Raw genomic sequence first — 13,400 nt, 5'->3', positions numbered from 1 at the left:
CCTGGATAGCCGATGCGGCTTACTGCGTGTTGGAGGTATCCTGGCTGCTGCCGGTCTGCGCCGCGTCACCGCGATCGTCGCCATTGTTCAGGCGGGTATAGACGATCTTCTGGGTGTCGTTTTCGCAGTGGCCGACCACTTGGCCGCCCGCTTGATCGGCCTGATCGTTAGGCACGATCTCCAGTTTGAAGCCGGACTCCGGAACGCCGTTATTGATGATTTTCTGCGAAATGTCCGCTTTCACGCTTTCGCAGGAGGCCAGAGCCGCCAACGGCGTGCCGGCCAGCAAGACAGCGGTTAATATCAGCGTTTTCTTCATCACGTCATCCTTTTAGACAATGGACTTCCTGTAACAGGATAGCAGTAATGGCGGCCGGGTTTCACGCTTGCCCGCCCGCCGCAGGCGGATTAAGGATTAATCCGACGCCCGGTCTGACGATCCAGACATTTACGGGTGTCCGGCTCCCAGTACGCGTTGACGTTGTTGCTGTCGTTGCAGCGATCTTCGTCATCCGCCGCGCGATCGGCCTTGTCGAACTCTTTCTCGACGCGAGTGTTAACCTTGTGGCGCAGGGATTTGGTATCATTCCACTGCTCTTTGCTCTGGCGTGCTTCTTCGGTGCTCATCGCGCCGCTGCCTTTGCCATCGACGGTGACGCAGGTGCTGCCCTGCGTGCAGGTGGCGGCCAGCGCCGGCGCCTGCCAGGCGCCCATAACGGCCAGCATGGCGACCGGCAGCATCCCGCGCAGCAGTCGTTGGGTCGAAAATGTTTTCATCGTTTCATCCTTATGAGTGAGTGCGCCTGATGATGGCGACACTGCCGTTACTTCGCCCGCAGGCGTGGTGACAAATATACCACCGCGCTTCTGAAATTCACCAGCCAAGCGCCGATTCGTTTACTTTATCGAGAGAAAACTGCGACCGATGTTAAAAACCACGCTGTTGTTTTTCGCCACCGCCCTGGCTGAAATTATCGGCTGTTTCCTGCCTTATCTCTGGCTCAAAAAGCAGGGCAGCGCCTGGCTATTGCTGCCTGCGGCATTGAGCCTGATGCTGTTTGTCTGGCTGTTGACGCTGCATCCGGCGGCCAGCGGGCGGGTCTATGCGGCCTACGGCGGCGTGTATGTGGCGACGGCGTTGCTGTGGCTGCGGGTGGTGGACGGGGTGAAGCTGTCTGCGCTGGACTGGGTGGGCGCGGGAGTGGCGCTGGCGGGCATGTTGATCATCGTTTCCGGCTGGCGCGCAGCCTGAGCAAACACGGCGGGAGTCGCCTCCCGCCGCCGGAGATCAGGCGCCGCGGTGGATGTTCAGCCCGGCGAAGGACTGGCTGACCGGCATCATTTCCAGCGTGTTGATGTTGACGCGCGCCGGCAACGTCGCGACCCAGAACACCGACTCGGCGATGTCTTCCGGCGTCAGCGCATCGGCGCCTTCGTAGGTTTTGTTGACCTTGCCGTCATCGCCCTTGAAGCGCACGTTGGAGAATTCGGTGCCGCCCACCAGGCCCGGCTCGATATCGGTCACGCGGATGCGCGTGCCGTGCAGATCGGCGCGCAGCCCCAGGCTGAACTGTTTGACGAACGCCTTGGTGGCGCCGTACACGTTGCCGCCGGCGTAAGGCCAGTTGGCGGCGGTGGAACCGATGTTGATCACATGGCCGACGTTACGCTCGACCATGGCCGGCAGCAGCGCGCGCGTCATGTTCACCAGCCCCTTGGCGTTGGTGTCGATCATGGTTTCCCAGTCATCGGCGTTGGCCTTGTGCGCCGGCTCCAGCCCCAGCGCCAGCCCGGCGTTGTTCACCAGCACGTCGATCTGGCGCAGCTCGGCCGGCAGTGCTTCGATCGCCTGTTGAATGGCGGCGCGGTTGCGCACGTCGAGCCGCACGATGTGCAGCGCTTGCCCTAATTCGTCCTGCAGCTCTTCGAGACGCTCAAGGCGGCGCCCGGCGGCGATCACCTGATGGCCTTCACGGATAAAACGGCGTGCGATTGCCTCGCCGAAACCGGAGGTGGCGCCGGTAACAAAAATAATCATGTTGCTGTTCCTCAACTGTTTTTACCCTACATGCCTCTATCATTAGCACAAACCCGCTGGCAGTGGCAGCGGTTATCGCGGCGCAGAGAAAAAAAGGCCGCACCGGGCCGGCGGCCCGATGCTGATTAGCGCTGAGGCGGCAGGTGGTAGACCACGGCGTCATACTTGATGTTTTCACGCTTGCCGGCCAGCACGCCGCCCAGCGACTCGGCGAGGCGGCGGCTGGCGGTATTTTGCTCGGCCACCGGGTAGATAAGGTGCTGAGGCTGAAAGCGCTCGCTGACCCAGCGCGCGATGCCCTGCACGATTTCGCGGCCGTAGCCCTGGCCGTGCAGGCTCTCTTTCACCCAGATGCCCAGCTCCGGGGTGCGGCTGCGCAGGTTGTGCGCGCCGCCGACGCCGACAAACTGCCGGTCTTCGCGCCGACGGGCGACGAAGATCACTTCTTCGCCTTCGCGCATCAGCGGCAGCCAGCCTTGCCAGACGTTGGCGAAATCTTCCGGCGACGCCTCCGGTTCAAAGGCCATAAAGCGCGTCAGAGTGGGGGTGATCGCCTGGTAAACATCGTCGGCGTCTGCTGCGGTAAAGGGGGCAATCAACAAACGGTCGGTGTCCACGCGGCACTGAGAAAGGTCATTATGATTCATCTTATTTTCCCTCGCTTTTCAGGCCAGAACGGCAAAAAATCCGCGCCCATAAATCAGGGCGGATCGTCGATATTACGCGCATTGACGGCAGAAGCGACTTATTTTTCGCCGCTTGGGCAAGATGGAAAGACCGGACTTGGTGACAATGTCACGTTATGAATGAAGCGGCGAGCGCGATGAGGTGCGCCCGCCGCCGGGGATCAGAACTTCACCGAGCCTTGCAGATAGATCGTGCGCGGCTGGCCGATGTACAGACCTTTGTTATTGTCGTCATAGGCGCGGGTGAAATATTCGTGGTTGAACAGGTTTTTCACGCCGACGCCCAGATTCAGGCCGGCCATTTCCGGGCCGAAATCATAGGCGGCGCGCACGCCCCACAGCATATAGCCGGGAATGCGACCGGTGCTGCCGTCGGCGCTTTCCGCCACGGTGTTGGCGTTATCGGCGAACTGGCTGGATTGGAACTCGCCGTTGAGGTTAAACGCCCAGTTGCCCGGCGTGTAGTCCAGCCCCAGCGTGCCTTTATGCTTCGGTGAGAACGGCACTTGGTTGCCCTTGTAGCCGCCGTCTTCGCGGATAGTGGCGTTGACGTAGGCGTAGCTGGCGTAGGCGGTCAGATCGTCCAGTTTCGGCGTCAGCTGCGACAGATCGTAACGCAGGCTGCCCTCCAGCCCGGCGTGGCGAGTTTTGCCGCGCGCGGTCACGCTGTCGGTCACCTGGTTGGAGTCGTACTGGTTGTTGAAGTTGATCAGGAACAGCCCGATTTCGCCGGTCAGCGCATCGCCGGCGTAGCGGGTGCCCAGCTCCCAGGTGCGCGCCTTCTCCGGTTCAATCTTGCCGCTGTCGACCGCTTTGCCCATCTGGCTGTACTGCACGGTGCCGAAGGAGCCTTCGGTGTTGGCGTACAGGTTCCAGTATTCGTTAAGGTGATACATCACGTTCAACGCCGGCAGCGGCGCGTTATAGCTGACGTCGAGGCGGTTGTTCTTGATGTAGTTGTTCTGATACGACTTGATGTACTCGTAGCGCATGCCTGGCGTGATGGTCCAGTCGCCGATGTCGATGCGATCGTCGATATAGAAGGCGTGCGCCTCGGTGCCGGACTGGGTATCGCGATCGTACGGGCTGGCGCTGGACGGCAGCCGGCCGGTGCTGGCCTTGCTGGTGTAGCGCAGCTCGTGGGTGGATTCGCTGACGTAGCGGTAGCCGACGCCGACCTCATGCGCCGAGTCTCCCCAGCGGAAGCTCTGGCTGTAGCGCGGTTCCACGCCGCGCACCCAGTATTCGCGCGGTGACAGCGTCAGATTTTTGCCCTGATCCAGATAGCCGCTGCGCAGGGTGTAGGTGTAGAAGCTCTGCACGTCGAACTTGTGCTGTTGATCCGGCTGATACTGATAGCCGAAGTTCGCCAGCTGGCGGCGGCCCCAGAACTTGTCGTACGGGCGCGTCGACTGGAACGGGTTGGCGTTGTAGTCCGCCCGGCTCAGGCCGCCCGGCATGTCCGCCTCGCCTTCGTAGTATTGCAGCAGGCTGTTGAAGGTGTGCACCTCGTTCGGGGCGTAACGGCTTTTCAGCATCACGTCGTCAATCTTGGTCGCGCTGTGTTCGCGCCAGTCGCTGCCGCGGGTGCCGGAATAGAGCAGCGCCGCGCCGAAGCCGTTGTCGGCGGTGCCGCCGATCATCAGGTTGCCGGTGCCTTTCGGGTGATCCTGGCGCGAAGTCGGGCTGAGCTGCCCCTGCATGCCGGCCTCCATGCCGAAGGTTTTCGGGATGGCGCGGGTGACGAAGTTGACGACGCCGCCGACGCTCTGCGGCCCATAACGCACCGCGCCGCCGCCGCGCACCACGTCGATCGCGTCCATATTGCCGAGCGAGACCGGCGCCAGCGACAGCTGCGGCTGGCCGTAAGGCGCGAAGGGCACCGGGATGCCGTCCATCAGTACGGTGGAGCGGCTGGCGAGGCGCGGGTTGAGGCCGCGAATGCCGAAGTTCAGCGCCATGTCATGGCTGCCGGTACCGTTGTTCTCCGGCGCCACCACGCCCGGCACCCGGTTCAACGCTTCGCGCACGGTGGTGGTGCCGGTTTTGGCGAATTCTTCGCGGCGCACCACGTCGCGCGCGCCGGGATGTTCGAACACGTCTACCTGGCGGCCTTCCGCCAGCCAGTCACCGACCACGGTGATGTCTTCTTCCTTCTGCGGCTGCGGCAGTTTGGCCAGCGTGTAACCGTTGTTGCCGAGCGCTTTAGCCTGCAGGCCGCTGCCGGCCAGCAGGGCGTTCAGGCCGTCATCGACGCCGTAGCTGCCGCTCAGGCCCGGCGAACGTTTACCGGCGGTCAGCGTGCCGTCCACCGAGAGCGCGATGCCGGCGCGAGCGGCGAAAGCGTTCAGCGCGCCGTCCAGCTCACCGGCCGGAATATGATAGGCTGCGGCGGCGCTGGCGGCGTTCGCCGTCAGCGGTGCGGCGAAGGCCAGGCCAATGGCCACGGCCAGCGGCGTGGCGCGTTTTCCCCAAAGCGAAGCCGGCGCTCCCTTTCCCCAAGCGTTGTTCATACCTTCTCCTGAATCATTTTTTATTTATTGCTGCAGTGTTTTCCTGGGAGTCGGATGAGCGAAGCAAAAGGGACAATCAAGAATGCGATTTTTTATCATTTTCATTTAAAAAATTCAGGCGGGAACGATTTGCAGCCAATAGCGGGTAAAGCTTTGCAGGCGCACCGGCAGCGTCTGGCTGAGCAGGGCGAGGGCGCGATCGGTATCGTTGAGCGGGAAACTGCCGCTGACGCGCAGGCCGGCGACGGCCGGATCGCAGCTCAGGTGGCCGCGTCGGTAGCGCGCCAGTTCGGCGATCACCTGGTCCAGCCGCCATTGGCTGACGCTCAGCACGCCGCGCAGCCAGCCGTCCTGCGCCGCAGCCGGTTGCTTGTCGCTGAAGGCCGAGGCGCTGAAGCCGATCTGTTCCCCGGCGTCCACCCGGCGCGTTTGCTGCGGATCCTGCGCCAGCTGCGCTTCGACCGCATGCTCCAGCACCGTCAGGCGCGTCTCGCCGCCGATCTCGCGCACCAAAAAGCGGGTGCCGAGCGCGCGCATCGCCCCCTGCGGGCTTTGCACCCACAGCGGCCGGGGGTCGCGCCCGGTAATCAGGCTGATTTCTCCGGCGTGCAAGCGGATCAACCGTTGACGATCGTCGTAATGCACGTCCACCGCACTGGCGGTGTTCAGCACCAGTTGGGTGCCGTCGCTTAACACAATGGGTTTGATTTCGCCGGTGGCGGTGCGGTAGTCGGCGCGCAGCTCCCGGCCGAACGGCGATTGGTAAAGGAAACCGCCGCCGCCCACGCCAAGCAACAGCAGCAGGCTCTTCAGCAGGGTGCGGCGATCGATCGCCGACTGGCGGCCGGCGCGATCGAGCGCGCGGTAGCTGAACTTGCCCGGCACGCCCTGCAGCTGGCTCTGCAGCGCTTCGACGCGCTGCCAGGCCCAGCGGTGATCGGCGTGCTGCTGGTGCCAGGCTTGCCACTGTAGGCGCTGGCGGTCGGTGACGTGCTCATCGCACAACAGGGCATACCAGTGTGCGGCCATCTTCAGCGCCTGGCGCTGCTCGGGGGTAATGGCGTTGCTCATGAGAAAACGTCGTTTTCCAGGCTGAACAGCAGGCAATGCTCGGTGGCCTTAGCCATGTATTTTTTAACCGAACTGACCGACACGCCGAGGCGCACGGCGATGTCCGCATAGCCCAGGCCTTCGAGCTGCGACAGCAGAAAGGCCTGTTTCGCTTTCGGCCCCAGGCCGTCGAGCATGGCATCGATCTGCTGCAGGCTTTCCAACAGGCTCTGGCGCTGTTCCGGCGACGGGGCGTAGCCTTCCGGGATCAGCGTCAGCATCTCCAGATAGGCGCGCTCCAGCGTTCTGCGGCGGAACAGATCGACCATCACCCGCTTGGCGACGGTGACCAGAAAGTCTTTCGGCTCGCGCAGGGTCGCCGCGGCGTCGCTTTTCAGCAGGCGCATAAAGGTGTCCTGCGCCACATCGTCTGCGTCGAAAGCACAGCCCAGCCGACGGCGCAACCATCCCTGCAACCAGGCGTGATGGGTGGCGTAAAGGCGCGACAGCGCGGCGTGCGGGGCGGAAGCGGTGGCGGACATGGTTTTCGCATTGCTGGTCAAAAAGATGCGCGGATGATAATTGAGAATGGTTATCGTTTCAAGTTTGTCGGGTGGGTTCCTGAATGGTTCCGGCCTCTTTTTATCGCCTGAAATAGGCTGACGGGCGCGAAAATATCCCTTTGCCCATTAAAGGTGCAGCAACGGTGTTATTCCGGTAAGCAAACGGTTGCTATTAATCTGCCGTCGAAGATCGCCGCGTGTTTTATTCTTTTTCTTCGGTTGGTTTTCTTTGTTTAATTAGTATCACTTTGTTTTAACGTGAAAATATATTTTATGTCGGTCTGTTGGCACACGGCTTGCTATGCTTAACCCGGTCTTTAAGTTTGGGCAACAGAAGGCATTGTTTCATCGACGCAGGTTATTATGCGGGTGAGATTGGCCGGTCGTCACAAGGAAGAAAATAATGGCACTGCAATTCACCACGGCTATTCGTGGCAATTTTTTTGATATCGCGGCCTGCGTGGAGGAACCGCAACAGCTTGACGAACGCCTGCGGCACATTCCCGACGGTTTGTTGCTGCTGAACGGGGGCGTCATCGTCTGGTTCGGCAGCTGGCAGCAGGGTGAGGCGCTGCTGCCGCCGGGTTTCGCGGTCACGGAGTATCGCGACAAACCGATCGTACCGGGCTTTATCGACACCCATATCCACTATCCGCAAACCGAAATGATTGGCGCCTATGGCGACCAACTGCTGGACTGGTTAAATAATTACACCTTCCCGACCGAAAGCCGCTATGGCTGCGAGCGGCACGCCGACGCGATGTCGGCCTTCTTTCTGCGGGAGTTGCTGAGCAACGGCACTACCACCGCGCTGGTGTTCGGCAGCGTGCATCCGCAGTCGGTCGATGCGCTGTTCAGCCAGGCGCAAACGCTGAACATGCGCCTGATCGCCGGTAAGGTGATGATGGATCGCCATGCGCCGCAGGCGCTGCTGGAAACGCCGGAGCAGAGTTACCACGACACGCGCGAGTTGATTGAACGCTGGCACGGCAAAGGCCGCCTCGGTTACGCCATTACGCCGCGCTTTGCGCCAACCAGCACCCCGGCGCTGCTGGCGCAGGTGCAGCGGCTGCGCGAAGAATTCCCCGACGTGTGGCTGCAGACGCACCTGAGCGAGAATCCGCAGGAAGTGGCCTGGGTAAAATCGCTGTTTCCGCAAAGCCAAAGCTATCTGGACGTTTACCATCGCTACGGCATGACCGGCGGCAAAAGCGTGTTCGCCCACTGCCTGCACCTGGAGGAGCAGGAGTGGGACTGCCTGTGCGAGACCCGTTCGGCGATTGCCTTTTGCCCCACCTCCAACCTGTTCCTCGGCAGCGGGCTGTTTGACCTGCAGCAGGCCTGGCGCAAGCGGGTGAAGCTCGGCATCGGCACCGACGTGGGGGCAGGCACCTCCTTCAATATGCTGCGCACGCTGGGCGAGGCGTACAAGGTCGGCCAGCTGCAGCATTACCGGCTCTCCGCCGTAGAAGCGTTTTATCACGCCACCCTGGGCGGCGCCCGCGCGCTGTCGCTGGACGATAAAATCGGCAACTTCGACGTCGGCAAAGAGGCGGATTTCGTGGTGCTCGATCCGGCGGTGACGCCGCTGCAGCAGTTACGCTACGCCAACAGCGCCACGCCGGCGGAACAAGGCTTCGTGCTGATGACGCTGGGGGACGATCGCAATATTTATCGCACCTATGTGGACGGCAAGGTGGTTTATCAGGCGGCGGTGTCAGACTGATTTCATTCGCGGTGTTGGCGCAAAGGCATATTGGAATACGCCGACACCGCGTGGCGACAATTTTAACATAAGGAAGTGAAAGCCTTGATAGCGTTATTGCTGCACACATTGTGGATGAAAAACAGACAATGGAAGGGCGGCGCATGATTATTTATTGGACATGCCGAGATGTAGTCTGAATACGATTATTTGGTTAGGAGACTCTTTATTGGTTTTTTATGAATATACCTAGTGATATACAGCCATGTTGCTGGATAAGTGCGTAAAAAGCATTGCATTTCTTCGGGGGGCTCTATATCATAATGAGAATAATTATCTTTACGATATCGCTGCTTAAAAAGCAACAGGCTTGTTTTAATCACTGTTGCTGTTTTTTCGGTGTACTTCTGCATTTTACGAGCCAGGATTGGCTTGAGCTTTATTTCTGGAAAGGGATTTCATGCGTGATTTGTTTCGACAGGAAGCCACGGATCATCAGCGGGCGAAATGGGCGGGTAAGGCCTTATTGATAAACGGCTTGCCCGCCTGGTGCTTTGGTCTTTTATCGTTTTTATTTATTCTTGTTTTCCTCTCTTTTCTTATATTCAGTCATTATACGCGCCGCATTAATGTTTATGGTGAAATCACCACCTTCCCCCGCTCAGTCAATGTGTTTGCACCCCAGCAGGGTTTTATCTCGGAACGCTTCGTCGAAGTGGGCGACGTGGTTAAAAAAGGCCAGCGTCTTTATCAGATTGATGTCAGCCGGGTGACGGATAACGGGAAAGTGAGCGCCAATACGCGCCTGGCGCTGGAAAACCAGTTAAAACACGTTGACAGCATCATCCTTAAGTTGCAAGACAACAAGCGCATGACGCTGGAAAATCTACGCGCGCAAAAAAAACAGTATGAATTGGCGCACATGCAGTCCAAACAGCTGTTGGATAACGCACGAGAAGGGGTGGCATTTGCTCAGGACAACATGCGTTCCTATAAGGAATATCAGCAGCGCGGTCTGATTACCAAAGATCAGCTTAGCGGACAAACCTATTCGTTTTATCAACAACAAAGTCTGTTCCAAAACCTGCATAGCCAACACATTCAGGAATCGTTGCAAATTACGAATTTGGAAAGCGACATCGTTACGCGCGCGGCAGATTTCGATAATCAAATTTCACAGTACCAGTTTCAGCGTAATGATTTGCAACGGCAGTTAGCGGAAGCCGATGCCAGCGGCGCATTGATCGTGAACGCCCCGAGCGATGGCCGCATTGAATCTCTCAGCGTTACCCCGGGTCAGATGGTCAATAGCGGTGACAGTCTGGTACAGATTATTCCACGTAATGGCGCGATTTATCAGCTAGTTTTATGGTTGCCGAACGCCAGTGTGCCTTATGTTTCAGCGGGGGACGCCATCAACATTCGTTATGATGCTTTCCCCTATGAGAAGTTTGGCCAGTTTCCCGGCAGGATAGAAAGCATCGCTTATGTGCCGGCCTCCATGCAAGAAATGTCAACTTACAGCAGTTCTCCCGTGCATCAGCCCAACGCGCAAACGGCATCTTATTACAAGGTCACCGTTTCCCTGGATGAAACGCATATCAGTTACCAGGGCAAGGCGTTGCAGCTCACTAACGGCATGCGGGCTCAATCCACGCTGTTTCTGGAAAAAAGGCCTTTATATCAATGGATGTTCTCGCCTTTCTACGATATGAAAAACAGCCTGATGGGGCCAATCAATGACTGAATCTTATTTCGACACGCTAAAGGGCAAACTCAATTTGTCGCTGCGCCGCAAAGTGCCGCAGATCCTGCAAACTGAAGCCTCGGAATGTGGGCTGGCCAGTCTGGCGATGGTATGCCATTACCATGGCTTGCAAATCGATCTGTTTAATCTGCGCAGCCGCTACGGCTTTTCTTCACGCGGGGCGACGCTGTCCGCGCTGATTGACATCGCGAGCGCACTGAAACTGCAATCCAGAGCGTTATCGCTGAATATCGATGAACTTAAGGCATTGAAAATGCCTTGTATTCTGCATTGGGACATGAAGCATTTCGTGGTGCTTGTCAGTGTCAGCCGAGGGCGGGCGGTGATCCATGATCCTGCCTTTGGCCGTAAAGTGCTGGGGTTGCATGAACTGTCGCGGCATTTTACCGGCGTAGCGCTTGAGCTGTGGCCAGACAGTGAATTTCAGCCGATCAAACAGCAAAGCAGATTGCGTTTTCGCAAGCTGATGAGCAATGTGCGCGGCCTCAAGGGGGCCTTGCTAAAGATCTTCTGTCTGTCGATCGTGATTGAAACGGTTAATCTGCTGTTACCCGTCGGTACGCAGTTGGTCATGGACCATGTGATTCTGGCCGGCGATCATGATCTTTTAGCGCTGATATGCATAGGATTGCTGTTTTTTATTTTATTCCGTACCGGCGTATCCATGTTGCGCTCGTGGATCTCTATCGTCATGGGCGCGTTGATAGACGTGCAGTGGAAGGCGGGAGTGTTCGATCATCTGATGAAATTGCCGCTTTCCTTCTTTGAGAAGCGCAAGTTGGGTGATATTCAATCCCGTTTCGGCTCATTGGATACGATAAGAGCGACTTTCACTACCAGCATCGTCAGCAGTATTATTGATGGCATCATGTCCGTAGGCGTATTTATCATGATGCTGCTCTATGGCGGCTGGTTGGTTTGGGTGGTGCTCGGCTTTACGGCGATATACGTTATTCTCAGGTTGTCGACCTATCAATATTATCGGCAGCTGTCGGAAGAGCAGTTGGTGAAAGGGGCACGAGCCGGGTCTCATTTCATGGAAACGTTGTATAGCGTCAGTACGTTAAAGGCGCTGGGGTTATCTGAAACCCGTTCGCAGTATTGGCTGAATCTAAACGTAGAAACGATCAATGCCGGTATCAAGCTGACCAAATTAAACATGATGTTTGGCGGCCTGGGGGCGTTTATCGCCACCTGCGATCAGGTGATCATCCTTTGGCTAGGCGCGGCATTGGTCATAGACAATCAAATGACGATCGGCATGTTTATCGCGTTTAACGCCTACCGCGGGCAGTTTTCGGAGCGTGCCAGCAGCCTGATCGACATGATGCTTCAGCTGCGAATGCTGAGTTTGCATAATGAAAGGGTGGCGGACATTGTGCTTTCGTCACCGGAATCGCAAATGCCCGCGCGCCAGCTCTTCACAAAAGGCAAAGCCGCGGAGCTTCAGGTGCGGAATCTGCGCTACCAGTATGATCGCTTGGCGAAACCCATTATCGCGGATTTGAATCTCAGCATTGCAGCGGGAGAAAGCGTGGCGATTGTCGGTCCCTCCGGCGCGGGTAAAACTACGTTGATGAAGTTAATGTGTGGGTTGCTGTCGCCGGATGAAGGGGCCGTGCTGGTCGACGGTATGGATATCAGCAACATTGGCGTTAATAATTATCGCCAATGTATCGCTTGCGTGTTGCAGGATGACAAGCTGCTGGCGGGATCTATCGCTGAAAATATTTCAGGATTTGATGCCGAAATGGATCTGAAGCGTATTGAGGCGTGCGCACGACGTTGCAATATGCATGATGATATTCAAAACATGCCGATGGGCTATGAAACATTGATCGGCGAACTGGGGGGGAGCCTTTCTGGCGGGCAGAAACAGCGCTTATTGATAGCCCGTGCGCTCTATCGTCGCCCCAGCATTCTGTTTATGGACGAAGCGACTAGCCACCTGGATCTAGATAATGAAACACATATTAACCGCGCTATTTCACAACTGAACATTACCCGCGTGATTATTGCGCACCGTCCGTCGACGATTGCCTCTGCGGATAGAGTCATTCGACTCGGGTAATGTCAGCTTCGCTTTACCTGGCCTCTTCACCCCGATATTTTCGCTACGTCAACCGCGCACTCATCCTGCGGTGAACCCATGAAAAAAGGGTTATCACAATGATAACCCTGGCATGATGTGACGCTTTAGGCGCTGAAGCCAATGTTAACCGCTGAGGTCAACCGCGAGGCTTGCAGGGCCCCGATCAGTTCGAATCGGTATTGTTGTTGTTCCCCCACATGGTACCGCCGCCGTTGCTCCCGCCCCAGGGAATGCCTGATGGGCCAACTGAGCCGGGGGCACGATCGCCGGTGACATAGTTACCGACAGCACCGCCGACAATAGTGCCGACAACGCCGCCCGCCACGCCACCGATAGAGCCGATGCCGCCGCCGATCGCTGCGCCGACAGTTTCTGCGGAAACCGTCAATGTACCGCTGCGATCTCCTGCACCGGAAATGATTGAACATTCTTCAGAGGTAAGATTGCGCATACTTGCTCCTTAGTAATTAAATTTTAAAATAAGCCACGTTGATCATGCTGAGCGTCGCCCGCGATCGCTATTGAGCAATTTATGCGTGGCGATAACGGCAAAGGCGATAAGGGCGTATTTCAAGAAACGATTGAGGCTGAAATAATCCGCAATCGCGCCAACAACAAGCCCGATTAAAATGGCGAACAATATAATGAATAATCTTTTCATATGATGGATACGAATCTTCCTGCATTAGTTACTGTCGGCAGGATTGTTCGTCGATGTTTGTTTATTGCCACCCAACATGGATTCCACCATTTTGCCAGCGGTATAGGCGGCACCACCGATAACGGCACCGGCAACAGCGCCTGGGCCGGCACCGACGCCGCCAGCCATGGCGCCGGTCATCGCTCCACCAACCGCGCCGGCAGCGACTGCACCGCCCAACTCTGCATAGCTGAAATCCCCAGCTGCCGCGATAAAGTTCACTTCATTAAGTGTAAGCTCTCTCATAATGACTTCCTTATATTATTGGTTTTTGGTTTTTGCAGT

Annotated in this window: 14 protein-coding genes; 4 read left to right on the top strand and 10 right to left on the bottom strand. The window is 57.5% G+C overall.

The annotated features are described in order from the left end of the window. Positions 1-19: 19 nt before the first annotated feature. Together ACJ8HN_RS06380 and ACJ8HN_RS06375 are read right to left on the bottom strand one after the other, a co-directional pair. Positions 20-319 carry a DUF1161 domain-containing protein gene (locus tag ACJ8HN_RS06380; protein WP_442523189.1) on the bottom strand — a complete coding sequence of 100 codons (300 nt, stop codon included), beginning with the start codon at positions 317-319 and terminating at the stop codon, positions 20-22. Positions 320-408: 89 nt separating this feature from the next. Beyond that, on the bottom strand, positions 409-777 hold the full coding sequence (locus ACJ8HN_RS06375) for a DUF1283 family protein (protein ID WP_004938560.1): 369 nt from the start codon (positions 775-777) through the stop codon (positions 409-411). 148 nt (positions 778-925) lie between these two features. Between ACJ8HN_RS06375 and ACJ8HN_RS06370 the strand changes: the two genes are divergently transcribed. Then, a complete protein-coding gene (locus ACJ8HN_RS06370) occupies positions 926-1,252 on the top strand; it encodes a YnfA family protein (RefSeq protein ID WP_004938563.1) in 327 nt (108 codons plus the stop codon). A 36-nt stretch (positions 1,253-1,288) separates the two neighbouring features. Here the strand turns inward: ACJ8HN_RS06370 and ydfG are convergent, their stop codons facing one another. The 5 genes from ydfG to fecI all read right to left on the bottom strand — a co-directional run bounded on the left by ydfG (position 1,289) and on the right by fecI (position 6,829). Further along, positions 1,289-2,038: a bifunctional NADP-dependent 3-hydroxy acid dehydrogenase/3-hydroxypropionate dehydrogenase YdfG gene (ydfG, locus tag ACJ8HN_RS06365; protein ID WP_025302722.1), complete on the bottom strand. Its 750-nt coding sequence runs from the start codon at positions 2,036-2,038 to the stop codon at positions 1,289-1,291. A 125-nt stretch (positions 2,039-2,163) separates the two neighbouring features. Next, positions 2,164-2,685 (bottom strand): GNAT family N-acetyltransferase, encoded by a 522-nt coding sequence (locus ACJ8HN_RS06360; protein WP_033655179.1) that lies wholly within the window; start codon positions 2,683-2,685, stop codon positions 2,164-2,166. 200 nt (positions 2,686-2,885) lie between these two features. Further along, positions 2,886-5,237, bottom strand: a complete 2,352-nt coding sequence (fecA, locus tag ACJ8HN_RS06355; protein WP_049234452.1) for a TonB-dependent Fe(3+) dicitrate receptor FecA — start codon at positions 5,235-5,237, stop codon at positions 2,886-2,888. Positions 5,238-5,351: 114 nt separating this feature from the next. Further along, positions 5,352-6,308: a ferric citrate uptake sigma factor regulator FecR gene (gene fecR, locus ACJ8HN_RS06350; RefSeq protein ID WP_442523188.1), complete on the bottom strand. Its 957-nt coding sequence runs from the start codon at positions 6,306-6,308 to the stop codon at positions 5,352-5,354. Beyond that, on the bottom strand, positions 6,305-6,829 hold the full coding sequence (gene fecI / locus ACJ8HN_RS06345) for a ferric citrate uptake sigma factor FecI (RefSeq protein ID WP_033638471.1): 525 nt from the start codon (positions 6,827-6,829) through the stop codon (positions 6,305-6,307). The genes fecR and fecI overlap by 4 nt, the downstream gene beginning before the upstream one ends. 424 nt (positions 6,830-7,253) lie before the next feature. On the opposite strand from fecI, the gene guaD reads away from it, so the two are divergent. From guaD to ACJ8HN_RS06330, 3 genes are all read left to right on the top strand, one after another. Continuing rightward, positions 7,254-8,576 (top strand): guanine deaminase, encoded by a 1,323-nt coding sequence (gene guaD / locus ACJ8HN_RS06340; protein ID WP_079656485.1) that lies wholly within the window; start codon positions 7,254-7,256, stop codon positions 8,574-8,576. A 439-nt stretch (positions 8,577-9,015) separates the two neighbouring features. Further along, positions 9,016-10,302, top strand: coding sequence for an HlyD family secretion protein (locus tag ACJ8HN_RS06335; protein ID WP_033648236.1), 1,287 nt, complete (start codon positions 9,016-9,018; stop codon positions 10,300-10,302). After that, on the top strand, positions 10,295-12,394 hold the full coding sequence (locus tag ACJ8HN_RS06330; protein ID WP_033638474.1) for a peptidase domain-containing ABC transporter: 2,100 nt from the start codon (positions 10,295-10,297) through the stop codon (positions 12,392-12,394). The genes ACJ8HN_RS06335 and ACJ8HN_RS06330 overlap by 8 nt, the downstream gene beginning before the upstream one ends. A gap of 184 nt (positions 12,395-12,578) precedes the next feature. Here ACJ8HN_RS06330 and ACJ8HN_RS06325 read toward each other — a convergent pair whose 3' ends face one another. Genes ACJ8HN_RS06325 through ACJ8HN_RS06315 form a run of 3 tightly spaced genes read right to left on the bottom strand, consistent with a single transcriptional unit; the run spans position 12,579 to position 13,361 of the window. Next, positions 12,579-12,866 carry a hypothetical protein gene (locus ACJ8HN_RS06325; protein ID WP_025302730.1) on the bottom strand — a complete coding sequence of 96 codons (288 nt, stop codon included), beginning with the start codon at positions 12,864-12,866 and terminating at the stop codon, positions 12,579-12,581. Between the two features lie 42 nt (positions 12,867-12,908). Then, a complete protein-coding gene (locus ACJ8HN_RS06320) occupies positions 12,909-13,076 on the bottom strand; it encodes a hypothetical protein (protein WP_154067229.1) in 168 nt (55 codons plus the stop codon). A gap of 24 nt (positions 13,077-13,100) precedes the next feature. Then, positions 13,101-13,361 carry a hypothetical protein gene (locus tag ACJ8HN_RS06315; protein ID WP_049196799.1) on the bottom strand — a complete coding sequence of 87 codons (261 nt, stop codon included), beginning with the start codon at positions 13,359-13,361 and terminating at the stop codon, positions 13,101-13,103. Positions 13,362-13,400 lie beyond the last annotated feature (39 nt).

Source organism: Serratia sp. CY29653 (assembly GCF_052169255.1).
GTDB lineage: Bacteria > Pseudomonadota > Gammaproteobacteria > Enterobacterales > Enterobacteriaceae > Serratia > Serratia sarumanii.
The sequence above is the reverse complement of the archived record's forward strand: the minus strand, read 5'-3'. Positions and strand labels throughout refer to the sequence as shown.